Source organism: Nitrosospira sp. Nsp2 (assembly GCF_003050965.1).
Lineage (GTDB): Bacteria > Pseudomonadota > Gammaproteobacteria > Burkholderiales > Nitrosomonadaceae > Nitrosospira.
Window position 1 is genome coordinate 119,447 of the sequence record NZ_QAOU01000004.1, and the last position, 23,131, is coordinate 142,577.

The following is a 23,131-nucleotide window of genomic DNA, read 5'->3' on the forward strand; positions in this document are numbered from 1 at the left end:
CAAGGTCAGTCTCCCAGTTTTCATTCAAGCCTTAGTGCTGTTTAATTTCCATGCACATAACATCACCTCGCTCTCATTGATGGAATTCACATGCAATCGTTAATTCCTGTGGTGCTATCCGGCGGATCGGGTACGCGCCTTTGGCCTCTTTCCCGCGAAAAGTATCCAAAACAGCTCTTACCCCTGATCGGAAACGATTCCCTTTTGCAGGCGACTGTGCGGCGCATGGAGGGAATGACAGACGTGCAACTCGGAGTACCATTGGTAGTTTGCAACGAGGAATACCGTTTTGTCATCGCTGAGCAGTTGCGGTTGATGGAAACCAAGGGCTCAATAGTGCTTGAACCGGTTGGACGCAACACGGCGCCTGCGCTAACTCTGGCTGCTCTTGCGGCGGTGCGTTCCGGAGATGACCCCGTGCTCCTGGTGATGCCGGCAGACCATGTAATTTCCGATATCGCAACTTTTCAGGCGGCGGTTCGCCAAGGCATGATACTGGCAGAGGAAGGTGTGGTCGTCACTTTTGGCATTACCCCCGATTCGCCCGAGACAGGTTACGGCTATATCCAGGCGGGCGAGCGGATTGGGGCGGGTGAGGCGCGCAACATTGCACGATTTGTGGAGAAACCGGATCGTCCTACCGCGCAGGCTTATCTCGACGAGGGCTCCTATTTTTGGAACAGCGGCTTGTTTATGATGCGAGCCTCTGTGTGGCTTTCGGCCATTGGGTTCTGCCGGCCGGATATTTTGTCGGCATGCCGTGCGGCTTGGGATAGAGGATCGGCTGATGGGGACTTTTTACGCGTGGACAAGGAAGCGTTCATGCGGTGTCCGAGCGATTCGATCGACTATGCGGTGATGGAGCGCATAACCGCTAACGACATTAGGTTGCCTAAGGGCGCGTTTATTCCCTTATCGGCGGGATGGTCCGATGTGGGAGCTTGGGATTCGCTGTGGCAGGTACTGCCCAAGGATCATGAGGGCAATGTCACCCAAGGCGATGTGCTGTTACACGACTGCCGTGACACACTCGTCATGGCGGGGCATCGCTTGGTGGCATGCGTGGGAATTAGCAATATGGTAGTGGTTGAAACGCCCGACGCCATTCTCGTGTCCCATATGAGCAATACTCAGCACGTTAAGAAAATCGTTGACAGCCTCAAACGGGAAGGTCGGCCCGAGGGGGAGTTGCATCGTAAGGTCTTCCGGCCCTGGGGTTGGTACGATAGCGTTGATTCCGGTGAGCGGTTCCAGGTAAAACGCATTGTTGTCAAGCCGGGTGCGGCATTATCGCTGCAAATGCATCACCACCGCGCCGAGCACTGGATTGTGGTGCGAGGCACCGCGCAAGTCACTCGTGGTGACACTAGTTATCTTGTATCCGAAAACGAATCGACCTTTATTCCGTTGGGTACGCGCCACCGCTTGGAAAATCCCGGTTGTGTACCCCTTGAGATGATCGAGGTTCAATCGGGCTCCTATCTTGGGGAGGACGATATAGTTCGGTTTGAGGATGTGTATGGGCGGTCAAATTTAGCGTAGAGGCAGCACGTCGGGTCCGTCCACCGCTCTCTGTTGTCCTTCAATCCCATGCTTGTTTAATGGGCCGCCAGACTAGTCTCGGTCAAAGGTTGGACCAGTACTTCACTGCAAACTGCATTGCGAGGACAGAGCCGCTCGTGTCAGTTTTCCAGCATCCGAATTTGGAGCAGAGTAGGGCTCAAAGTCTTCGGTCCATTCTCCTCCTGTGTTGTTCGAACTGCTTCGCCTGCGCACCGCTACACCGTCGCATTGCTTCTTCCAGTCCCTAGTCTATCGGGCAACGCAGTTCCGCTTAACACTTTCTTCCAAAGGACGTTGCCTTGGCTGACGATGTGTTTCTGCTAGCCCAAACGGTCTATTGACCGTTTTCCTTGTGAGAGTAGTCTGTGAGAGCATTGAGGCCTCGGGTTTCCCAGCCGTGTTTATGAAGGCTGATTGAAAAAGGCTACTACTGTCACTTGCGTACTTGTTCGAGCCGAACAACACGTACAAGCGGCATTCTGATAGGAAGAGGCCCCATCGTCGTTCCAGGCAGCGCCCGAGGATGAGCTGATGGATGGATGCTCCTTGCTAGGCCGAACGGTCTATTGACCCTGTTGCAATTGAGAGTAGGCTGTAAGAACGTCGGGGTTCTTTACTTGGAGTCTCGGTGTTTATAAGTGCTTGTAAAATAAGTGAAGTGACTATGCTCACCTGACTTAACCAAGCGATCTTAATGACGCTGTATTTTATGATAGTGTCAGGGTAGTAATGTTTAGACAATTATAAAGGAGGTAAAAAATGATTAAGACTTCTTTGAAGTTAACTGCTGTTGCCGCGATGCTGGCGGGCGCAAGCGTCGGAGCAAACGCCGCGACGACCGATCTTGGTACAGTTGCGCTTGGTACACCCACAACGTTTTCGGGCGTTGTTAGTGGATCCGGTACAAGTATTAACGATCTCTTCACCTTTACTCTGGAGTCGGGCAATACGGCTTCGGGTTACAGCGTCGTGAATATTCCGCTCAGCTTCTCCGGCGGGGAATGGAACACCGCGCTGGCCACGTTGACATTGATGTCAAACGCGGACGGAATCGTGGGTAACTCGGACGACCAGATGCTGGGGACGGCAATCTGGAATCAAGGAAGCAATAGCAACAATTCGCTTCAGTTGTCGTACGACTCAGCCATCAACGGTCCGGCATATATCCAAATTACCGGGGTTACCGACGGTGGTAACGGCGGTATTTATTCCGGCGCAATTGCCGCCATTCCGGAACCGGAAACTTACGCCATGTTGCTCGCTGGTCTGGGGTTGATGGGTGCTGTTGTTCGGCGCAGAAGCAACCGCAAGACCTCGTAAATCGAGCCATGCTCGGGGGGGACATTGTTTCCCCCCACGGGTGGTAGGAAACGGCGTCCAAAAGAGGCCGTTTTTTATTCCCATCCTATTAACGTTGCGTCCTGTTATGAAAGCGTTAGGTTAGTTATGTGTGACAATTAATGGAGGTAACAAATGATTAAAAATTCGATGAAGCTAACCTTCGTCGCCGCGATGCTGGCTGGCATGAGCGTTGGAGCAAACGCCGCCACAACGGATCTGGGTACATTGAATACTGTCCCCACTACGTTTGGCGGTACAGTGTCAGGAACCGGCGTGGCCTTTAGCGATATCTTCACTTTTGACGGTTCGCAGTCGATTGCTTCGAGTTTCTCGGTTGTAGATGTTCCGCTAACCGTAGGTGGTGTAAACTTCGACGGTATACTCACCGGGCTGTCTCTTTTTTCGGCCGGGGCTAACGGAGTCGTAGGTGGGGGTGATGATACGCTGCTGGGATCAAGCGCAGGTACAGGAGCAGGTGACTCTCTTACCTTAAATTATGACCAACCTCTGTCCGGCGCGTCTTTTATCACTGTTACTGGGATATCGAACGGTTCGGCCGGAGCAATCTATGCTGGCGCAATGGCTGCCGCCATTCCGGAACCAGAGACTTATGCCATGTTGCTCGCTGGTCTGGGGCTGATGGGTGCTGTTGTTCGGCGCAGAAGCAACCGCAAGACCTCGTAATTCGACTCATGCTCGGGGGGAGATTGTTTCCCCCCACGGGCAATAAAAAACGGCCTCCAAAAGAGGCCGTTTTTTATTGCCATTGTTCCTCGCTTCCTTTTGCGAAATTCAGTATTCCCCAAAGCCTTCGCCATCGTTCTTTATTTCCACGATAGCTAGTGCAAGCTGAAGTGGTTCGAACGAGCACGTGCGAGAAACGCTCCGCAAATGCTCGCGATTTTTTGATTAGCGGCTGCTGACCAATGCGAGCGAGTTGTTTAAAGACAGGTAGGACGCGGCTTTGCGGCAAGACGATTAGAATATGAAAGCTTACGCAAGCAGAGAATATTGGTAGGCGCGATTGGACTCGAACCAACGACCCCCACCATGTCAAGGTGGTGCTCTAACCAGCTGAGCTACGCGCCTGAAAATACCAAGTCAAATTTTATCTGAAACTGGGCAAGGGTTCAAATTATAATGCCCGTATCCCTTAAAATCGCGGGAAGTAAGACGATTCGTATCTACTTTTCGCCATGAAAGTCGACGGGAAGAAAACGCCGGAAATACCAGGCATCCAAAAGCTTGCGGAGGTACATGGAAAAAATCCGGCTGTCGAAGCTGATGTCTCAACGAGGACTGTGTTCCCGCAGAGAAGCAGATAATTACATTCAACGGGGATGGGTGTTCGTGGACGGCGAGCGAATCACTGAGTTAGGTACAAAAATCTGCCCACTGCAGAAGATAACACTCGATAAGGCGGCGCAATCGCAACAGCTGGAACAGGTCACAATACTGCTGAACAAGCCCGTAGGCTACGTATCGGGTCAGCCAGAACCCGGGTATCAGCCGGCAATTAGTCTGATTAGTCAGGGATCCCGCTTCCCGGGGGATCGCGCACCGCAGCGTTTCAATCCCATGCATTTAAGAGGCCTGGCGCCGGCAGGCCGCCTGGATATCGATTCCTCGGGACTGCTTGTCTTTACCCAGGACGGCCGTATAGCCAAGCAGCTGATCGGGAAAGGCTCGGAGATTGAGAAGGAATACCTGGTGCGTGTCGAGGGGAAATTAGCCGTGCAGGGGCTTACTTTATTGAATCACGGTCTGAGCCTGGACGGTGAAGTACTAAAGCAAGCGCGGGTGGTATGGCAAAATAAAGACCAACTGCGATTCATTTTGCGAGAAGGCAAGAAGAGGCAGATTCGCCGCATGTGTGAGCTGGTTGGGCTAAAGGTAACCGGTTTAAAGCGGGTGCGAATTGGAAATGTCAAATTGCGTGAACTGCCCTTAGGGAAATGGCGATTTCTGGGACGAGATGAAGCGTTCTAATCATAATGCGTCAACTGGTCTCTTCATTGAGGGGTAATACATGATTTTAGTTACGGGGGGTGCTGGGTTCATTGGCGCAAATTTTGTTTTAGACTGGTTGGCACAATGCGAGGAAGGTGTGGTCAATCTCGACGTACTCAGTTACGCCGGCAACATGGAAAATCTGGCTACGCTTGCTGAAGATGAGCGACACATCTTCATCAGAGGAGATATCGGAAACTCTGCCTTGGTGAGTGAACTGCTTCAACGCTACCAACCGCGCGCCGTGGTGCATTTTGCGGCCGAGAGCCATGTTGATCGATCCATTCACGGTCCGGAAACCTTCATCCAAACCAACATCGTCGGAACTTTCAGACTCCTCGAAGCCATTCGATCCTACTGGTACGGATTAGACGGAAAACCCAAGCAGGATTTCCGTTTTCTCCATGTATCGACGGATGAAGTGTATGGTTCATTAGCAAAGGGTGAGGCCGCTTTTACGGAAACACATCAGTATCAGCCCAACAGCCCCTACTCGGCGAGTAAAGCCGCCAGCGACCATCTCGCGCGCGCATATCACCATACGTATGGCTTGCCTGTACTCACTACAAATTGTTCTAACAACTACGGTCCATATCAATTCCCGGAAAAACTCATTCCACTCATGATCGTCAATGCGCTAGCCGGCAAGCCTCTGCCGGTGTACGGCGACGGACAGCAGATCCGCGACTGGTTATACGTAAAGGATCATTGCAGGGCCATAGCTCGCGTGTTAGAAGCGGGCGTGCCCGGGGAAATCTACAACATAGGAGGGTGGAACGAAAAACCCAACCTTGAAATCGTGAATAGTATCTGCGGACTTCTGGATGCTTTAAGACCTCAGATTTTCGGATCGTACCGGAGTTTGATCACCTTCGTCGCGGATCGCCCCGGACACGACCGCCGCTATGCGATTGATGCGAGCAAAATCGAGGGTGAACTGGGCTGGAAACCCGTTGAGACTTTTGAAACGGGTATCCGTAAAACTGTTCAATGGTATCTGGATAATTCTTCCTGGGTCGAAAATGTTCAGTCCGGGGCATACCTGGCCTGGGTTGCGACGCATTATCAAGGACGAGTGGATGAAGATTCTGTTGTTCGGTAAAAGCGGGCAAGTCGGGTGGGAACTACAGCGAAGCCTTGCCCCGCTCGGCGAATTGGTGGCCCTCCATTCCGGTAGCAGCGAACTCTGCGGCAATTTTGAGTACCCTGAGCGGATTGCTCACACGGTTAGAGCGGTGGCCCCGGACGTGATCGTGAATGCTGCCGCTCATACGGCGGTGGACAAGGCTGAAAGCGAGCGGGAGAAAGCGCGCGCCATCAACGCGCATGGGCCTGCCGTGCTGGCCCAAGAGGCGCGCAAACTCGACGCCTGGCTGGTGCACTATTCCAGCGATTACGTGTTCGACGGGAATGGAACTCATCGCTGGCGCGAGACCGATCCAACCGGGCCTTTGAACGTATATGGCTTGACCAAGCTGGAAGCAGAGAAAGCGATTGTCGATTCCGGTTGCCGCCACCTTATCTTTCGTACCAGTTGGGTTTACGCTGCGCGTGGCGGGAACTTCGCAAAAACCATGTTACGCCTGGCTCAGGAACGCGATCGCCTCACCGTTATTGAGGATCAGATCGGTGCGCCGACTGGTGCCGATCTGCTGGCGGACATCACCGCGCACGCCATTCGCGCGGCGGTGCGACATGGGGCTATGGACGCGGTATCGGGTATCTATCACCTCGTTGCCGCCGGAGAAACTTCATGGCACGGTTACGCGCGCTTCGTACTTGATTACGCACGTCACGCGGGAGTCGTGCTTAAAGTTACGCCAGAGAACGTCGTCGCTGTGCCAACCAGCGCATTTTCCCTGCCTGCCAAACGGCCCCGAAACTCGCGTATGGATACCGGTAAACTTCGTCATACCTTCGATCTGACTTTGCCGCCTTGGGAAACGGGCGTGGCACGCATGCTCACCGAAATTTTTGAGAGATCAACATGACTCAACGTAAGGGAATCATTTTAGCGGGCGGGTCGGGCACGCGGCTCTATCCTGTGACAAAGGCTGTCTCGAAGCAATTGCTGCCCATCTATGATAAGCCGATGATCTACTACCCGCTGAGCACCCTTATGCTCGCGGGTATACGCGATATTCTCATCATTTCCACCCCGCAGGATACCCCGCGTTTTGAGCAGCTGCTGGGAAATGGGAAGGAATGGGGGCTCAACCTCCAGTATGCGGTGCAACCCCGGCCTGATGGATTGGCCCATGCGTTTACTATCGGCAAGAATTTCATTGGAAAGGATCCGAGCGCACTGGTGCTGGGCGATAACATCTTTTACGGCCATGATCTGCATCTTCAACTCCGTCGCGCCATGGAAAAGCAGAGCGGCGCAACGATATTCGCTTACCATGTCCAGGACCCAGAGCGTTATGGTGTTGTCGCTTTTGATGCCGCCAGCCGGGTTTCTTCGCTCGAAGAAAAGCCCGCACATCCCAAGAGCAACTACGCAGTCACCGGTTTGTACTTCTATGACAACGAAGTGGTGGATATCGCGTGCACGCTCAAGCCCTCGGCGCGCGGCGAACTGGAAATTACCGATGTGAACCGTATTTACCTGGAACGAGGGCAGCTCAATGTCGAAATTATGGGCCGCGGTTACGCATGGCTGGATACGGGAACACACGAAAGCTTAATGGAGGCGAGCAATTTCATCGAAACCATCGAACACCGTCAGGGTCTTAAAGTAGCCTGCCCGGAAGAGATCGCTTATCGTCAGGGCTTTATCAGTAGCGCGCAGCTTGAGAAACTGGCTCAGCCGCTGGGTAAAAACGGCTACGGCCAGTATTTGCTGCGCTTACTTAATGAGCGGATAATCGTATGAATGTGATTTCTACCTCCATTTCCGACGTGCTGATAATCGAGCCCAGGGTTTTCGGTGATAGCCGCGGTTTTTTCTTTGAAAGCTTCAATCACAAAGATTTCAGCCAAGCCACCGGGCTTAACGTAGAATTCGTACAGGACAATCATAGCCGCTCGGTTAGAGGCGTCCTGAGGGGACTCCACTATCAGATTGGGCAACCCCAGGGCAAACTGGTGCGAGTCGTTCGCGGCGAAGTGTTCGACGTTGCCGTAGATATTCGCAAATCCTCTCCGACATTTGGCAAGTGGGTAGGGGTGGAACTGACTGAAGACAATTATCGTCAGTTGTGGGTGCCGCCAGGTTTTGCCCATGGCTTTTACGTACTGAGCAGCAGTGCCGATTTCCTGTATAAAACGACAGAGTACTATTTCCCCGACCTTGACCGCGGCCTTCTTTGGGACGACCCTACCATAGCTGTTTCATGGCCGATTCAAGCCGATGCACCACCCATCATTTCGGCAAAGGATAAAATTGCACCCAAACTGATGGATGCTGAATTATTCGATTGATGGGTGGTCTTTGCTTCCGATTGTCGGGCACCGGGGCACGGAAAAGGCCAGCTGTCCGTTACTGATAAGCCGAGCTGTACGCCTGATATTCAGACTGGAATAAAATCTTAATTCAACCGATGAACCACATCAAATGAGCATCCGGGATAGCGAAACACCAGCTGGGATTGAGTTTCCCTTGCGTGAAGCTCATAACCTCGTGCGTGACCTCATGACGCCAAACCCGTGGATTTACTGGGCTGATTTTCTCTTTCATATATCGTTAGGCTGGATCGTTTTTATCTCCATCCTGTCCATGCCGCTGTTTTCGCTGTGGCAGTTTCCCGGCCTGGTCGTCGCAATGCTCGCTTTTTATCGCGCCGGTATTTTCATTCATGAGCTGGCGCATCTTAAAAAAGGCACATTCAAGTTATTCCGCCTGGTGTGGAATGTCATCTGCGGCATACCGCTACTGATTCCTTCCTTTACCTATGACGGAGTTCACAGCGACCACCACAAGCGCGATGTTTATGGTACGGCCGAGGATGGCGAATATGTCCCGTTTGCAACAATGAAACCCATCGTCATGATTGGTTACGTAATGCTCTCGTTTCTTTTGCCGCTCTTCTTCATTATCCGCTTTCTGTTACTGACTCCGCTGTCTTATCTCATTCCGCCATTGCGCAGATTGGTTTGGGAGCGTGCTTCCTCTCTTACCATCGATATGAATTACAAGCGCGCAGAGAACGCGATTCGCAATGATAAGTACTGGAAGGTGCAAGAATTTGGCGCCTTCCTGTTCGTAACAGCAGCCGTGGCGTGCATTGCTGTGGGTGTTCTCACCTTTAACGCGCTCGTCCTTTGGTACGTAATCGCAATGTTCATCTTTCTCGTAAATTCTTTGCGTACGCTGAGTGCCCACGCTTACCGCAATCCCGGCGACAAACCGATGGAGTTCCATGAGCAGTATCTCGACTCAATCAACGTTCCGGGCAATTTTCTTACCGGCTTATGGGCCCCGGTGGGCTTGCGCTATCATGCCACTCATCACCTTTTCATGAGCCTGCCCTACCACAATCTTGGAGAGGCTCAGCGCCGCCTCGCGAATGGGTTGAGCGATAACAGGTTGTATCTAAGCACGATTCGGACAGGGATGTGGGACTCGCTGCAGCGTATCTGGGGCGAGGCTTCTACCGCCAGCCGCACAGTTGGTGCGCCCACCGCCGTCGCGACACCAACTGACACGGTCGATATGGAAGAAGCCGTTACGCGGCAGCGAAACGTGGGCTAGCGACTGAGGCCGACTGAGGCGAAGGGGGCGACCGAAAGGCTGGGCGCGGCGTGGCACGTACAGCGTCCGCTCTTTCCCGCTGCAGACTCAGCCTTAATCGAACGCGCTATTGGCGCTAAACGTGGCTTGCTTATCGGGCAACCGGTCAGTGCATCTGTTTAAGCAACGTTCTGGCCTCTTCCCGGCTGGGAAAGTTTTTGCCATTGCTCAGCAGTGCCTCCAGTTCTTTACGTGCTTTCGCCTTATCGCCTGATTTGGCCAGGGCGGCGGCGAAATGATAGCGAATCTCCCCGACATCAGGCGCGAGGGAAACTGCCTTTTGCAAGAGCGGGAGCCCTCGTCCAGTATTCCCCTGTTCTATCAGTATCCATCCCAGCGTATCCATGATGGCGGGGTTGTCAGGCGCAATCTGATAAGCCTTTTCCGCATATTCCAGGGCCAGAGGGTTTTTTTCCTGCTGGTATGCGGTGGCAAGGTTGTTCATCGCGGGCATATACTTCGGATTTTGTTGAAGTACAGTCTGATATTGCTCTATAGCTGATCTGGTTTGACCATCTGCAAGATACACTTCCCCGAGATACATCCGGAGAGGTACATCGGAAGGGTTCTCCTTCAACCACTGAATTAATCGGGAGTTGGCTTCCTTGCCTCGTCCCGCCTGACTGAGCGATGCGTGCAGTTTCAGCATCAGAGGCTGGTTCTTGCTGATGGCAAACGCGTGTTCATAGGCTTTCGCGGCCAATGCGGGATTTTTTTGCTGCATGAGCAGATCACCTTCCGCGACGTAACCTACCGGAGATTTTTGATGCTGTTTTTGAATCTGACGCGAGATTGCAATGGCTTTCTCGGTATTCCCCTGGCGGGCTTCAAGCCCCATCTGTGCCAGTTGCGCGTCGAGATAATCCGGTTTTAACGCGAGAGCCTTCTTCAACGCATCGCCCGCGGCCGGGAAGTTCTCCGCCGCGGTATGAATCGCCGCGATTCGGAACTGGACGAGGTGGGAATTCGGCCGTATCGCGGCGAGCCGATTATAAGTCTCCAAAGCGGCGGCTTTATCGTTGTTGGCAAATTGCGCCTGCGCCAGCACATCCAGCACCTCGGGATTGCTGGGATTGGCGCCCTGAAGCTTCTGGCCAAGGGTGAGCGCCTTTTGTTTCTCCCCCACACGGAGATAATGTCCTGCCAGCAGCAGGGAAGGCTCAAGCACGTCAGGATTATTCTGAACGGCCCGTTCCAGCCACGAAGTCGCTTCTTTTGTCTGGCCTTGGTTCAATGCGATCGCGGAAAGCGCAGCCATGGCCTGTATATTTTTCTTGTCCTTGGCAAGTATGGCTTCAAAGCGTTTTTTCGCCGCATCGGGTTTATCGTCCCGCAGATCAAGCTGGGCAAGATTGGCTGCCGCCGGGAAGTATGTTGGCTGCAGCGAAAGGGCTTTTTCGAAACTGGAGCGGGCGTTACCGGGATCATTCCTGCTCAGGTAGATACCCCCTTTAATGTTTTGGACCACTGGATTATCCGGATGCTCTTTCTCAAGCGTTGTTACTGCCTGAAGCGCTTTCTCGGGCTCTTTAAGACGGAGATGGGTCATCACGAGGAGGATGCCAGCCTGAGATGATTTTGGGTCGAGCTTGGTGGCCATTTCCAGTTCAGCTATGGCGCGCGCGTTATCTCCCTGACTCATCTTGCTCGAACTCAGCGCGGTATGAAGCATCGCGCTCTTGGGAGCGATCCTGACTGCTTTCTCAAAATACTCGGTTGCTTTGGAAAACTCCTTGGCCTGCATATAAGCTTCCCCTGCCAGGGCAAATAGCTGAGGATCCTGGTCCACCCCATCTCTGAGTGCCGGGGTCAGGAGGGAGAGGGCTCGCTGCGTATCGCGGTTTTTCAGCAATGCGGTAGCCAGGAGCTTGCGCGCGTATAGATTTCTGGGGTCCTTCTCCAGGTATTGTTTCAAATACTGTTCCGCTTGCGGCAATGAGCCCATGGCGAGTTGCGTGGCTCCAGCAAGCAATACGGTAGGCATGTGCCCAGGCGCTTTGCTGAGTATCTGTTGCAGCGATTCCCATGCGGCCGCGTGGTTGCCCTGGGTAAAATCGAGCAGCGCCTGGGCATAGAGGACCAGCGGACTGCCGGGTGCAATTTTACGGGCAGCTTCGATATCGGCTTTTGCTCCCTCGAACTTTTCCGTGCTGGTCTCAATAAATGCCCTGTTCAAAAAAGCCTGAGCATTATTCGGCTTTAGTTTGACAACCTGGTCGTACGCTGCCAGGGCCGGGTCAACTTTCCCCACGGCGCGGAGCAGGTCACCCTTGAAAAGCCAGGCATCGGCATTTTTCGGGTCGGCGTTCACAGCTTGTTCAGAATATTGAGTTGCCGCGTCGAGATCCTGCTTCGAAAGCGAGTATTGGGCCAAACCCACCAGGGCGTCCGAAAAATCAGGACTACCCTCGAGCGCCCGCCTGAACAGCTCCCTCGCGTCTTCACCCTTGCCAAGCGCGAGTGAAGCTCGCCCTCTCAACGTTAATATTTCCGCAGAAGTCCTCGTATCAGAAAGGGATTTCGTCTCATCAAGTACCTGTTGAAACTGGCCCAGCTCCAAAAGGGTTTTCCCCAGGTCAGGAACAACCCTCCCAGGGTCAATCCCAAGGTTCAAAGCCCTGCGAAGTTCCTTTTCCGCCGATTGCAGATCACCCGTCTTGCGATAGATCGTACCCAGGAGGTAACGCGTCTCCGGATCGTCCGGGTTTTTTTGCAGAGCGTTTTTAAGCTGGATGATAGCAGCTGAATTGTCCCCTTTTTCCTGGTAGCGCTTTGCATCCGCGACCAAAGTTTGGGGATCTTCCGATTTTCCGCAGCCTGCTATGCTACCGGTAAGCAGAACGGCGGAGATCATGAGTCCCGCCAGATTTTTACTTTTCGCGCCAGCCCTGCTTGAGTTACGCATTCAAATCCTCTTCTCTGTATTAGCGGTTACTTTTAAAAGACCACCCGGACAGATAAGCGCAGGTTTTCAATAGCTCGTCCGGAGTACTAGGAAACTGGATACAACGGGTTGCTTTCTCCCGATAACAGCGAGCGACACCATACCGTTATCGTTCAATTCCGGCTGATGTGTGACCGCCCTCGGCAGTAAAGCGTAGTGATGGCAAAAATCGTCTCGCTGCCTATAATGACGCGGCAGGGCGGAGAGTGGGCAGTGCTTTACTATATCCATGTTTTTCCAAGCAATCAAGGCATTGTAGGAATATAGGTGGGCCGGTTCGACCTCGGCCTTCTTGTTCCTGATCGCGATGTCGGCTGGATCACAGGCGCTACCGTAACTTGCGTGGTTTTGCGCGCTACTCCATCTCGCATTCATTACTCGGTATGATATGCTGACACAAACTGTACGGGAACTGCCCTTTGGTACAGTATTTTTTGCAAGAATTCTGGCTGATGATACCGGTGCGCCGGAATTGACGTGCCATTAATTCTAAACGAAGAGGATAAGTATGAGTGTAGTTGCTGTAGTTGGCCTAGGGTATGTTGGTTTACCGCTCGCGGTCGAATTTGGTAAGAAACGGCAGACCATAGGTTACGACCTTTCGCGAACCAAGGTCGAAAGTTACAAACGATACATAGACGCTACTGGAGAAGTGTCCTCCGATGATTTCCGAGCCGCGCGGGAACTTGTTGTAACCAGCGACCCGGCTGAGTTATCTGGCGCCGATTACATTGTTGTTGCTGTTCCAACGCCTGTAGATCTCGCTCATCAACCCGATTTTTCGCCGCTGGTGGGTGCCAGCGAAGCTGTGGGAAAAAATATGAAACGAGGGGCGATCGTGATTTACGAATCCACGGTTTACCCTGGAGCAACCGAGGAAATCTGCATTCCGGTGCTTGAGAAATATTCGGGCATGAAATGGAAAACGGATTTCCACGTCGGGTTTTCCCCTGAACGGATCAACCCGGGCGACAAGCAGCATACGCTTACCCGCATCCTCAAGGTTGTGTCGGGCGACGATGAAGATACGCTGGAGAAGATCGCCGTGCTATACGAAAGCGTAATTACCGCGGGAGTCCACCGCGCATCGAGTATTAAAGTCGCTGAAGCCGCAAAGGTGATCGAAAACACTCAACGAGACCTTAATATCGCATTGATGAACGAATTGGCGATTATTTTCGATAAGCTGGGAATTGACACGCTGGAGGTCCTGCAGGCCGCCGGCACGAAGTGGAACTTTCTTCCCTTTCGGCCAGGCCTGGTCGGGGGGCACTGTATTGGCGTAGATCCGTACTACCTTACCCACAAGGCCGAGATGATCGGCTACATACCGCAAGTCATCCTGGCTGGCCGCCGTATCAACGACAGCATGGCGAAGTTTGTGGCGGAGCAAACAATAAAACACATCATAAAGGCTGATGTGAATGTCAAGGGTGCCCGTGTGAATGTGCTAGGGCTGTCTTTCAAGGAAAATTGTCCTGATCTGAGAAACTCCAAGGTCGCTGACCTGATCAACGAGCTCAAGTCCTACGGCATCGACATTCATGTTCATGACCCTGTGGCAAGCCCTGAAGAGGCTCGCCATGAGTACGGCGTGGAGCTCGAGTCCTGGGAAAGCCTTCCTTGTTCAGATGCGATCATTGTCGCTGTCCCGCACCAGCAATTCGTGGAAAGGCCCCTCAGCGACTTTCAGGCCAAGGTCACTGGCAAAGGCTGCTTTATCGATGTGAAATCTCAGTTTGACTCCAAGGCGCTTCGCGCGGCCGGCTTGAATGTCTGGAGATTGTGATAATCGCGCACTGATATGACCGGATACCAATACACTCTGAAGCACCTGCTAACACGCCAATACCACTGGCTTGTCACGGGAGTCGCCGGTTTTATCGGCTCAAATCTGCTGGAGGCCTTACTCAAGCTAAACCAGAAAGTGACAGGTCTCGATAATTTTTCAACCGGGCACAGTCACAACCTGGGGCAGGTAAAGGAAGCGGTTGGGGAGGCGGCCTGGTCCAATTTCAGCTTCATTGAGGGGGATATTTGCGAGCTGGAAACTTGCCGGCAGGCATGCAACGGTGTGGAGTATGTATTACACCAGGCCGCTCTCGGTTCCGTTCCACGATCGATACAAGACCCGATACGAACCAACGACAGCAACATTTCCGGTTTCCTGAACTTATTAGTGGCGGCGCGGGACGCTCCCGTACAGCGCTTCATATATGCGGCATCCAGTTCCACTTACGGCGATCATCCCGGTTTACCCAAGGTGGAGTCGGTTATCGGCCGGCCACTCTCGCCATATGCCGTAACCAAGTACGTCAATGAACTCTATGCCGAGGTATTTGGACGGTGCTACGACGTCGAGTCGGTCGGCTTGCGATATTTCAATGTCTTCGGTCCTCGTCAGGATCCGGATGGGGCCTATGCGGCAGTGATACCCCGCTGGATCGCTGCGCTCGTGCGCAACCAGTCGGTATTCATAAACGGGGATGGTGAAACCAGCAGGGATTTCTGTTACATAGAAAATGTCGTTCAGGCCAATCTCCTTGCAGCTTTGGCGGAAAATCGCGAAGCGGTTAATCAGATCTACAATGTCGCGCTCAATGAACGCACGAGCCTGAATCAACTCTACGGCATGATCCGTGATTTGCTTTTAGACAAGTTTCCCGATCTGGTTAACCACAAGCCGCAGTACGTCGATTTTCGGGAGGGGGACGTCCGGCATTCCCAGGCTGATATTTCCAAGGCTCGCGGAATGCTGGGCTTCGAGCCGACTCATCGTATTGATCAAGGGCTTGAGCAGGCAATGGAATGGTATCTTTCTCATCTTGAGCCTGAAAAAGAAAAACCGGGAAAAACGGCCTGATACGACCGTACGCCCCTGATAGAAGTCGCGATTTTAAGAAGTAAGGCGGTCCTTCAGGTCAATCATCCCATTTTCCAGCCTGGATCAACTGGTTTTTCAGGCCGGGTAACGGAAAACCCAGGTCGTACGCTTTTTTCGCATAAGTTTTAGCCTGCGCATAATCTTTCTTTTTCATATAGAGCAGGCCAAGATTGTAATTAATGGTTGGGTCTTCCGGTTGGAGATCGACGGCCACGCGGTATTGCTCGGTAGCTCTGTCAGTTTGCGCGGCTTGTAGAAGATAAGTTGCGTATACCATGCGTACCATGGCGTCGTTGGGTTTGAACCGGATAGCACGATCAAAAAAACACTCGATGGAAAATTGCGCGCCTTTCGGTTTCAGCGTCTTTTCCCGCTGGGCCAGTTTTCCCATCGCAGCCAGTGCCCGGTGGTGATTGGGGAACATCAGCAGCGTGTAGTTCAAGTCAGCCCCGATTGTCCCGGTAGCGCCCGCGCGTAAATTTTCCACATCGGAAGTGAAATGGAATGCCTCGACTGTCGCAAGCATCTTCTTGTCTTCCGAATTGGTGTAGTCGTAGATTTGAGTCCCAGGGGCCGCCAGATTACCGCAATGGGGAGGAACCTCTCGTGCATGAAGATCCGCTGCGCCAGTCATAATTATTAAAACCGCAATGCCGAATATGTTTCTCATATAACCTCCTCATCACAGAACAGTCTGCCTCGACAATTCAATTAAGGGAGCTCCGAGTAGTTGTTAAAGGTCAAATCACCAGGAGCGAATCCAGTTCCTGGTTATGTCGGCCACCTGGTCACGCCAGAGACGACGTGAAAATGTATGATCGGCTTCAGGTAAATTATGCCGGGATACGCGTGGAGCAGCGAGTAAGCGTTGCCAGCCAGGCGAGGCGCTAACGAGATCGGAGAACTCTTGGGCAGTGAGATCATTGCCGCTGATGATCAAAAGTATTTTTCCATTGAAGCGGCGGAGCCCGTCGAGCATCCGGTCGGGGAGGTTAGCTGGATCACACGATTCGCCAGTGCGCGCAGGTTCTTTCTGTCCGTGTTCGTTCGCTCTTCTTCCCGCTGCAGCTCGAGCGATCGTCCGGGTAAAAGAACGCGTGGCGGTCGAGTAATCAAACCGACCGCTCAACACCTTGCCCCAAAATCCCTTGTTAAAAAAACGCGTAAGGTAATAATGCTTCAGATAGGCTTTTGCCTCGCCTTGTTCCGTTCTTACCCACGGGTTCAACAGTACCAGCCCCGTTACGCGCGGGTCCCGGTGTGCATAGAAAAGCGCAGCCGATGCTGCATCGCATAATCCCCAGATAACCAGCTCATCAAGAGCGGGCAACTCCTGCAGAAACCTGTCGATGGCGCAATGCAGGTCATCCTCCAGCCGTTCAAAATCCCGCGGGTCGCCCTCGCTATCACCCATTCCGCGGCAATCAAAACGAAAAACGGGAATGCCGTCGGCGGCCAGGTTGCGCGCAAGCAAGGTAAACTGGCGGTGGCTTCCAACTCGATATTGCGGGCCGCCCACCAGTATCAGTACGCCCCTGGAACCGATCTGCTCAGGCAGGCTGATCATTCCATACAGCCACGCGTCGTTACACTCAACGACCAGAGGGCGTTCCTCTACATTTGTATCAGGTAGCAATGACATTTGTGGTGGCTGACACGAGCTGGGGACACTCGGCAATCTCCTGTGTTGCCCAAAACGGCAAACAAGGCACGAGGTGAAGGAATAGTTGAACTTCGCTTTGCTTCCAGGCGCCTACCACTTTTGATCCGGCAGGGGTCATGGTGCGCCCGGGCTCGGCCACGATCTCGAACCAGTGGACCGGGCTGTTCTTTACCACTAGTTCCGCCGCTTTTAGGCTGTCAATTGCACCCGCAAGGTCGGGTGCGAGTTCATAGCCGGCCACCTCGAGTGGCATCCCCGCTTTCAGGCTAGCGCGCAAGGCGCTGGTTCCGCCAGTCTTGTCTCGATCCCCGGCCAGCATTTCACTAGCCAACCTCAACCGCAGAAACTGGGTCAGGAACGCCTCTCCACTGATGACTGGTTGCCATAGAATAATCTGGGCGACTTTTTTTTTTGCGCTCCTCGCAAAATCAAGCGCGAGCAGCGCGCCCAGGCGCAGGCCCCAAAGACTGACGGGTGTCGAAACGCGCTCTTCGAGCCATGTCCTGGCAACGGCCAGGTCCTGCTTCCATATCTCCCAGCGCGCATCCGAGAAGTCGCCGCTGCTATCCCCACAGCCGAAAAGGTCTATCTGCAATACGCCAAACCCCATGGCAGCAAAAGCTCTTGCCTGCAACGCAGCCATTCGCCGCGACTTGTTCATCTCCTCCCCAAAGGGATGAACGTATATGAACGCTCCCCGGCACTCCTTTTCCGCATGAGGCGCATGGTAGAGGCAGAAACGTCTCCCGCAGTCGGTCCGCAGAAAAAAAGGCTCAGCAGGAACGTTGCGCGGAGATAACTTTTTCATTCAGCCAATTTTTGCTCAACAAAACCGGTGAGGCTGCCTACCGTTTCGAAAGTTTGCGCGCTGATTTCGTCATCGTCCACAGTGATGCCGAAGTGATCTTCCAAAGCAGTAATTACGTTTACCACTGCCATCGAATCCAGTTCCGGAATACTACCCAACAAGTCAGAGTCTGCCGAAAGCGAGTTCTTCCGTTCGCCGAGGCTTAACACATCGGCCAGTATATTTGTTACTTCTTGAAGATGCTGCATGATTACTCCATGGTGGTTTTGTCTTTCTCGGCACCGGGTATATGCCCCAGGCCCTGGGTATTCAGCCGAAACTCCGGAAATGAACCGGAATGTGTGGATAGGTGAAAATAGGGATATACAGAGGCCAGCGTTATCTGCCACGGGCCGGCACAAAAAAAGATGGCGCTACCCAGCGATGTGGTCCCCAGTCGCGCATGGGCGCCAAGCGAACCCGCGTTAAAGGCCGAAATTCGGCTACACGACCACGAAACCTCGTGTTCCCGCAGGAATCGATTCGCTTCATCCCATAAGCGGGGAAAAGTAAATCCCAAACGGAAGTCGGGATCGACGTACACGTCGAAATCCCAGGCTGTGCTTCCCTCAGGAAGCGGTATGTAGCGAGCGCGTACTTCATCCTCCTGATAACTGCCCAGTAACAGCCAAAGGAAGCCCATAAATTGCGCTTCCTTAGAGGCGACCAGGCACTGCGCTCCTTGCGCAAACCGAGCCTGGATCGCTGCAGCGGGCCTCGGAAATTGTCCGATAATCTCATCCTTTTCATGGATCAGCCTGACCTCAATATTCCTTCCCCTGCGCGGCGGGAGCAAGGGAGTTTGGCCCACGGGCTGCGCGACCAGGTGATACTTATATAACCGCAGGCCTCCGTTCGAGACCATGACGAAAAATTTGTTGAGTATGAAAAGGCTGACATTGAACCAGCCCCACTGCCGCACCATTTCATAAAACTCATTTTTTCGTTGCGTTATCGATGCCATTGCGTTTATGAGGCGCATTGATCAGCCCCGGATTTAGTGCGGTGGCTACAAGGGCGGATAGTTTAATCCGAACCAGTCCGGTTGCCCAACTGTTGTTGCGGGAATGGCTGAACCGCTCCTCCCCTTCTTCCAAGACCTAAAACTTGAAGCGTTAGAGCCGAGTTGAGCCAACTTTCTCCGGCCGCCCCACGCTGGGGCGCCAAAACACGGCATCTTACTATAAGTGTTCAAAGGGATGAGTTTCAAGTAACACGCCGTCAGTACGAGCGATTGGTTTTGAGGCTGTACTTCAGTCCAATTGGAACGGCATGAAAACTCGGTAACATGGCGAGCGGAAGTGCCTATCGATTACCGGCTAGCGGGCGCTGGTGCTCGGCAGGATACTGGCTTTGATTTTAAAGGCACTTCCCTGTACGCTTCACCTATAGTTAACCTCAGCAACAATTTCCTGGCAGGCTTGCCGCAGGGGGCAATGCCTGCGAGGTAAAGCAACTTCGTGCCCGTACTCAAGCGCCGCAGCGTGGCGTAACCGACGGGAGCGTGCGGTGAGGGGAGCTATGTTCGGGTATTAAAAGATGACAACCATTTGTTACGGAAAAAACATGAAAAAAATTAATTTTAGTGTCGTGAGAGAGAATGCAAACCCTGCTGTTAACAAGAGAAAACTGCGCGCCTCGCACTTTGCGCTCGCTTCCTTCCTGATGATCGGCTCCTGCCCCGGCTTGGTGGCCCAGGCTCACGCCGATTCCTTCGAACGCTTGTCTTCGCTGCTGGCGGCCACACCCGAGGGCGGCTGGGTCAAGGCCAGCACTGGTCTTTTTTGGGATGCATGGCCGACCGGGGCCGATGCGGTGCCGGGACAGTACGGCTGGCCCGGAGCCGTCGTTCGGGCGTGGAGCTCTTTTGCCTGGGACTCGAGTCGCGGCGACTTGATGCTCTGGGGCGGCGGTCACGCTAATTACACCGGGAATGAAATGTATGTGTGGGACGGCGTGACAGGTGCGTGGGGACGCGGCTCCCTGCCAAGCCGGACGGATGCCCAAGGCATGGTCCTTGGCGGCACGGCGCCCCAGTCGGCACATACCTACGACAATAGTATCTATCTCCCGGTCAACGACATGTTCCTGACATTTGGAGGAGCCGCCAGCGGCACCGGCAGCGTTTTTCGGACGACGGAAGACGGTAACATAAGACGCGCGGGACCGTATTTGTGGGATCCGGCGAAGGCCGACGCAAACAAGGTCGGGGGTACACTCGATTCGGGCTGGAATACGGCCAATCCAGCGCAGAACGGGGATATGTGGATCGATCGCCAAGGGCAATGGACTGGCACTGAAGCCCCGGGGTATATCAACGGAACTACAGCCTATCGTACGGAAAATGGGAAGGACGTGGTCTACCTTACCGCGGACGCGAATGCATCAGGGTTTGCCTCGCTTTATCGTTATACGCTCGGCGATGTAAGGAATGGCGGGAAAGATACCTGGGAGCAAATCGGGATCGCGCGTAATACAGCGGGATACCAGGGCGCCGCCACGCTTGATACTGACCACAACCTTTACATCAAAACGGCTGCCGTCACTGGACCTTACACTTCCGATCTCACGATATGGGATCTGGACAGGGCAAACGCCAACAATCCTTCGGCAAATCAGGATATCGGAATTAACCTGGTTAACCAGGATGGGAGCGACTTTAAAATCCATTCGTGGTACGGCATTGCGTATGACCCCAACAATGACACCATCGTCCTTTGGGATGGCAATACCACCGGTTCGGTGTGGTCGGCCCATGTCCTTACCGACGCGAATGGGAATATCGGCTCCAACACTACCTGGACTGTTTCAGAGATCGAAAGCTCAACTCTGGCGCATCCTAACGGGAGCTTTGTGACCGGCGTCCTCGGCAAGTGGCAGTATGACAGCCACCTTGGCGCATTCGTTGCCCTGGATGAATTTGCCCCTACCAACAGTGGCGCCTGGGACACCGGCGTGTGGCTTTATAAGCCCATGAGCGCCTTGAACGCGCCAGCTGTGCCCGAACCGGAAACATATGCAATGTTCCTTGCCGGACTCGCTATCATCGGAGGGATCATCCGCCGGCGCGGAGTGCGACTGTCCTAACGGACAGACGCCTTAAACGGTCGCTATGCAGGGGAGCGGAGAGAACGCCTACCGGCTTTTCTCCGCAGCTTCATTTGTTTTAATTCCATATTTTAGATTTGCTTGAACGGGATGAATCACGGTATTCCCGCAGTCTGTCGCGCCGAGCGCGGCAATCGAGTCGCAAACCGGCGGCCCGGGTAGGTTTTATAACAATCTCATCATTGGTGCGAGCCCGGCAGCCGGTTTCGTCCCTTGCAGATTACCTCGCGCGGAGCGTGAGGGAACCGAGCGTCACGCGCTGTCTTTCAGGGTTCAATTAGTCGGTACGAATAGCCCCGGGCTACGCGTTTTCTCGCAGATGCGAAAATTGCGCAAGTGGAGTTCAAGCCACGGTTTGCCCGAGTTCATCAACTTATGCTGGGCATAGGCAACTTAGCCGGTTTAGAGGAGGCAGGACGACTGCAACATGGCGTTATGCTATATTAGCAAACTCATGCTTGTCCAGATTATTCCCCTGATCGAACGTTGTCAGTCATGGGTACTATTCGGTAGGGATCACGCTCGGTCAAGTTGATCCCCTTCCGGGATTGACCAGTTTAGGAAAACGGTAAATGAGCGGCCTTTGTCCAGGGTACGCTCGCTTCCAGTACCCGCTCTGTCCTCCGGGATATCAAAAACGGAAACCCCTTCAGTAAGCCTCGATAGGCCGCCGCCTTAAAAATCCAGAGCAACGAACTAAAGAATAAGTTTATGGTGCAGCCCATGGCGACTTCGAAGGTAGTAATTATTTTGCCGACGTATAACGAGCGTGACAACATCGGAAGGATGATCGATGCGCTACAAGTTCAGTCGCGTGGATTCGGTCATGAGTTGCATATCCTCGTAGTGGACGACAGCTCTCCCGATGGCACCGCCGATGTAGTGCGGATGAAGCAGGCCACGTATCCGAACGTGCATCTGCTGCTGGGGCAGAAGGCCGGATTAGGCGCGGCTTACATTCGCGGCATGGTACACGCAATGGATCAGCTCCATGCCGACGTCGTGTTCGAGATGGATGCCGATTTTTCTCACAAGCCCGAGGATGTGCCTCGGCTGATGGACGCGATTGACCAGGGGGCCGATTTCGTGATCGGCAGCCGTTATGTAGAAGGCGGGTCGATTCCGAAGGAGTGGGGACTGATGCGCCGTTTGAATTCCCTGGGCGGCAATATCGTCGGGCGGTACATCGCGGGGTTGTACAGGATTCATGATTGCACGGCGGGGTTCAGGGCGATCAAAACGTCTTTGCTAAGAAAAGTCGTATTTGATGATCTCGGCGTCCAGGGCTACGCCTTCCAGGTGGCGCTGCTTCATGAGGCCGTGTCGCTCGGTGCGAAAATCAAGGAAGTCCCAGTGGATTTCATTGATCGTACCGAAGGAGAGTCCAAGCTTGGCATTTCGGACATTATCGAGTTTATCGTCAATGCCTGGTGGATCAGGTTGCACAGCTCCAAGACATTTATCAAATTCGCCGTCGTGGGGTTGTCCGGCGTCATCGTGAATCTCGGGATATTTACCTTGCTTCTTGAAGCGAACGTCAATAAATACATTGCCTCCCCCATCTCGATCGAAGTATCCATCATCACGAATTTCCTCCTGAACAACTACTGGACCTTTCGCTTGCGAAAATCCCAGGACCACGTCCGAATAAAAGGGCTGAAATTCAATATGGTCTCGCTTGTGTCCCTGGGAGTGAGCTACACGACTTTCGTAGTGCTTTCAGTACTTTTTCCTGAGACGGCTCCAGCGGTTCATCAGCTCATAGGGATTGCGCCTGCGATGCTCATAAATTATTTCCTGAATTCTTACTGGACCTTCAAGCATGCCCCGGAAGCCAAAAGCTGAGCTTACGAACGGTCCCAACAACGATATCAGCCCACCTTGCGGGTATCGGCGCTAATGCTATCTGATTGCCTGCGGGCGAGCCAAATGGCTTGCGTTGAGCGGCATGGAAAGACCAGCACAGCTTCGTGCAATTGATTCCGTTAAAGATAGCGTCCATAGCAAAAGTTAGCGAAATAGAATGACGCCACGCTTGA

At 53.4% G+C, this 23,131-nt stretch carries 19 protein-coding genes and 1 tRNA gene; 13 read left to right on the forward strand and 7 right to left on the reverse strand.

The annotated features are described in order from the left end of the window. The first annotated feature begins 90 nt into the window (after positions 1 to 90). The 3 genes from C8R31_RS10410 (at position 91) to C8R31_RS10420 (ending at position 3,588) form a co-directional block, all read left to right on the forward strand. Positions 91 to 1,542 (forward strand): mannose-1-phosphate guanylyltransferase/mannose-6-phosphate isomerase, encoded by a 1,452-nt coding sequence (locus C8R31_RS10410; RefSeq protein ID WP_107694002.1) that lies wholly within the window; start codon positions 91 to 93, stop codon positions 1,540 to 1,542. A gap of 780 nt (positions 1,543 to 2,322) precedes the next feature. Next, a complete protein-coding gene (locus C8R31_RS10415) occupies positions 2,323 to 2,883 on the forward strand; it encodes an FxDxF family PEP-CTERM protein (protein WP_107694003.1) in 561 nt (186 codons plus the stop codon). A 153-nt stretch (positions 2,884 to 3,036) separates the two neighbouring features. After that, positions 3,037 to 3,588, forward strand: coding sequence for an FxDxF family PEP-CTERM protein (locus C8R31_RS10420; RefSeq protein WP_107694004.1), 552 nt, complete (start codon positions 3,037 to 3,039; stop codon positions 3,586 to 3,588). A 328-nt stretch (positions 3,589 to 3,916) separates the two neighbouring features. Here the strand turns inward: C8R31_RS10420 and C8R31_RS10425 are convergent. Further along, positions 3,917 to 3,993, reverse strand: a tRNA-Val gene (locus C8R31_RS10425). Positions 3,994 to 4,161: 168 nt separating this feature from the next. Between C8R31_RS10425 and C8R31_RS10430 the strand changes: the two genes are divergently transcribed. The 6 genes from C8R31_RS10430 (at position 4,162) to C8R31_RS10455 (ending at position 9,607) form a co-directional block, all read left to right on the forward strand. Further along, complete coding sequence (locus C8R31_RS10430; RefSeq protein ID WP_107694005.1) at positions 4,162 to 4,893, forward strand: pseudouridine synthase; 732 nt, start codon at positions 4,162 to 4,164, stop codon at positions 4,891 to 4,893. A gap of 40 nt (positions 4,894 to 4,933) precedes the next feature. Beyond that, positions 4,934 to 6,016 (forward strand): dTDP-glucose 4,6-dehydratase, encoded by a 1,083-nt coding sequence (rfbB, locus tag C8R31_RS10435; protein WP_107694006.1) that lies wholly within the window; start codon positions 4,934 to 4,936, stop codon positions 6,014 to 6,016. Beyond that, complete coding sequence (rfbD, locus tag C8R31_RS10440) at positions 5,994 to 6,905, forward strand: dTDP-4-dehydrorhamnose reductase (RefSeq protein WP_258192669.1); 912 nt, start codon at positions 5,994 to 5,996, stop codon at positions 6,903 to 6,905. Before rfbB ends, rfbD begins: the two co-directional genes overlap by 23 nt. Beyond that, a complete protein-coding gene (gene rfbA, locus C8R31_RS10445; RefSeq protein ID WP_107694008.1) occupies positions 6,902 to 7,789 on the forward strand; it encodes a glucose-1-phosphate thymidylyltransferase RfbA in 888 nt (295 codons plus the stop codon). Before rfbD ends, rfbA begins: the two co-directional genes overlap by 4 nt. Next, a complete protein-coding gene (gene rfbC, locus C8R31_RS10450) occupies positions 7,786 to 8,337 on the forward strand; it encodes a dTDP-4-dehydrorhamnose 3,5-epimerase (protein ID WP_107694009.1) in 552 nt (183 codons plus the stop codon). Before rfbA ends, rfbC begins: the two co-directional genes overlap by 4 nt. A gap of 133 nt (positions 8,338 to 8,470) precedes the next feature. Further along, positions 8,471 to 9,607: a fatty acid desaturase gene (locus tag C8R31_RS10455; RefSeq protein WP_107694010.1), complete on the forward strand. Its 1,137-nt coding sequence runs from the start codon at positions 8,471 to 8,473 to the stop codon at positions 9,605 to 9,607. Positions 9,608 to 9,752: 145 nt separating this feature from the next. Here the strand turns inward: C8R31_RS10455 and prsT are convergent, their stop codons facing one another. After that, positions 9,753 to 12,551 (reverse strand): XrtA/PEP-CTERM system TPR-repeat protein PrsT, encoded by a 2,799-nt coding sequence (prsT, locus tag C8R31_RS10460; RefSeq protein WP_107694011.1) that lies wholly within the window; start codon positions 12,549 to 12,551, stop codon positions 9,753 to 9,755. Between the two features lie 547 nt (positions 12,552 to 13,098). Here prsT and C8R31_RS10470 point away from each other — a divergent pair. After that, positions 13,099 to 14,379: a nucleotide sugar dehydrogenase gene (locus tag C8R31_RS10470; RefSeq protein ID WP_107694013.1), complete on the forward strand. Its 1,281-nt coding sequence runs from the start codon at positions 13,099 to 13,101 to the stop codon at positions 14,377 to 14,379. A 15-nt stretch (positions 14,380 to 14,394) separates the two neighbouring features. Further along, positions 14,395 to 15,453, forward strand: a complete 1,059-nt coding sequence (locus C8R31_RS10475) for an SDR family oxidoreductase (protein ID WP_107694014.1) — start codon at positions 14,395 to 14,397, stop codon at positions 15,451 to 15,453. Positions 15,454 to 15,511: 58 nt separating this feature from the next. Here C8R31_RS10475 and C8R31_RS10480 read toward each other — a convergent pair whose 3' ends face one another. From C8R31_RS10480 to C8R31_RS10500, 5 genes are all read right to left on the reverse strand, one after another. Next, on the reverse strand, positions 15,512 to 16,144 hold the full coding sequence (locus tag C8R31_RS10480) for a tetratricopeptide repeat protein (protein ID WP_107694015.1): 633 nt from the start codon (positions 16,142 to 16,144) through the stop codon (positions 15,512 to 15,514). A gap of 75 nt (positions 16,145 to 16,219) precedes the next feature. Beyond that, the gene (locus C8R31_RS10485) at positions 16,220 to 17,116 is read right to left on the reverse strand and encodes a hydrolase 1, exosortase A system-associated (RefSeq protein WP_107694016.1); all 897 of its coding nucleotides are present in this window, start codon (positions 17,114 to 17,116) and stop codon (positions 16,220 to 16,222) included. Further along, a complete protein-coding gene (locus tag C8R31_RS10490; RefSeq protein ID WP_107694017.1) occupies positions 17,100 to 17,945 on the reverse strand; it encodes a hydrolase 2, exosortase A system-associated in 846 nt (281 codons plus the stop codon). Before C8R31_RS10490 ends, C8R31_RS10485 begins: the two co-directional genes overlap by 17 nt. Next, a complete protein-coding gene (locus tag C8R31_RS10495) occupies positions 17,942 to 18,193 on the reverse strand; it encodes an acyl carrier protein (protein WP_107694018.1) in 252 nt (83 codons plus the stop codon). The genes C8R31_RS10490 and C8R31_RS10495 overlap by 4 nt, the downstream gene beginning before the upstream one ends. Positions 18,194 to 18,195: 2 nt before the next feature. Beyond that, positions 18,196 to 18,966 carry a GNAT family N-acetyltransferase gene (locus tag C8R31_RS10500; RefSeq protein ID WP_219907512.1) on the reverse strand — a complete coding sequence of 257 codons (771 nt, stop codon included), beginning with the start codon at positions 18,964 to 18,966 and terminating at the stop codon, positions 18,196 to 18,198. Positions 18,967 to 19,550: 584 nt separating this feature from the next. Between C8R31_RS10500 and C8R31_RS10505 the strand changes: the two genes are divergently transcribed. Together C8R31_RS10505 and C8R31_RS10510 are read left to right on the forward strand one after the other, a co-directional pair. Next, complete coding sequence (locus tag C8R31_RS10505; protein WP_107694019.1) at positions 19,551 to 21,071, forward strand: PEP-CTERM sorting domain-containing protein; 1,521 nt, start codon at positions 19,551 to 19,553, stop codon at positions 21,069 to 21,071. Between the two features lie 744 nt (positions 21,072 to 21,815). Continuing rightward, entirely contained in the window at positions 21,816 to 22,937 is a 1,122-nt protein-coding gene (locus tag C8R31_RS10510) for a glycosyltransferase family 2 protein (RefSeq protein ID WP_107694170.1), read from the forward strand. Positions 22,938 to 23,131: the final 194 nt, after the last annotated feature.

Bases quoted from the DNA above. Each gene is read 5' to 3' on its own strand.
- C8R31_RS10410 (WP_107694002.1), top strand. From the start codon at position 91: ATGCAATCGTTAATTCCTGTGGTGCTATCCGGCGGATCGGGTACGCGC.
- C8R31_RS10415 (WP_107694003.1), top strand. From the start codon at position 2,323: ATGATTAAGACTTCTTTGAAGTTAACTGCTGTTGCCGCGATGCTGGCG.
- C8R31_RS10420 (WP_107694004.1), top strand. From the start codon at position 3,037: ATGATTAAAAATTCGATGAAGCTAACCTTCGTCGCCGCGATGCTGGCT.
- C8R31_RS10430 (WP_107694005.1), top strand. From the start codon at position 4,162: ATGGAAAAAATCCGGCTGTCGAAGCTGATGTCTCAACGAGGACTGTGT.
- rfbB (WP_107694006.1), top strand. From the start codon at position 4,934: ATGATTTTAGTTACGGGGGGTGCTGGGTTCATTGGCGCAAATTTTGTT.
- rfbD (WP_258192669.1), top strand. From the start codon at position 5,994: ATGAAGATTCTGTTGTTCGGTAAAAGCGGGCAAGTCGGGTGGGAACTA.
- rfbA (WP_107694008.1), top strand. From the start codon at position 6,902: ATGACTCAACGTAAGGGAATCATTTTAGCGGGCGGGTCGGGCACGCGG.
- rfbC (WP_107694009.1), top strand. From the start codon at position 7,786: ATGAATGTGATTTCTACCTCCATTTCCGACGTGCTGATAATCGAGCCC.
- C8R31_RS10455 (WP_107694010.1), top strand. From the start codon at position 8,471: ATGAGCATCCGGGATAGCGAAACACCAGCTGGGATTGAGTTTCCCTTG.
- prsT (WP_107694011.1), bottom strand. From the start codon at position 12,551: ATGCGTAACTCAAGCAGGGCTGGCGCGAAAAGTAAAAATCTGGCGGGA.
- C8R31_RS10470 (WP_107694013.1), top strand. From the start codon at position 13,099: ATGAGTGTAGTTGCTGTAGTTGGCCTAGGGTATGTTGGTTTACCGCTC.
- C8R31_RS10475 (WP_107694014.1), top strand. From the start codon at position 14,395: ATGACCGGATACCAATACACTCTGAAGCACCTGCTAACACGCCAATAC.
- C8R31_RS10480 (WP_107694015.1), bottom strand. From the start codon at position 16,144: ATGAGAAACATATTCGGCATTGCGGTTTTAATAATTATGACTGGCGCA.
- C8R31_RS10485 (WP_107694016.1), bottom strand. From the start codon at position 17,116: ATGTCATTGCTACCTGATACAAATGTAGAGGAACGCCCTCTGGTCGTT.
- C8R31_RS10490 (WP_107694017.1), bottom strand. From the start codon at position 17,945: ATGAAAAAGTTATCTCCGCGCAACGTTCCTGCTGAGCCTTTTTTTCTG.
- C8R31_RS10495 (WP_107694018.1), bottom strand. From the start codon at position 18,193: ATGCAGCATCTTCAAGAAGTAACAAATATACTGGCCGATGTGTTAAGC.
- C8R31_RS10500 (WP_219907512.1), bottom strand. From the start codon at position 18,966: ATGCGCCTCATAAACGCAATGGCATCGATAACGCAACGAAAAAATGAG.
- C8R31_RS10505 (WP_107694019.1), top strand. From the start codon at position 19,551: ATGAAAAAAATTAATTTTAGTGTCGTGAGAGAGAATGCAAACCCTGCT.
- C8R31_RS10510 (WP_107694170.1), top strand. From the start codon at position 21,816: ATGGCGACTTCGAAGGTAGTAATTATTTTGCCGACGTATAACGAGCGT.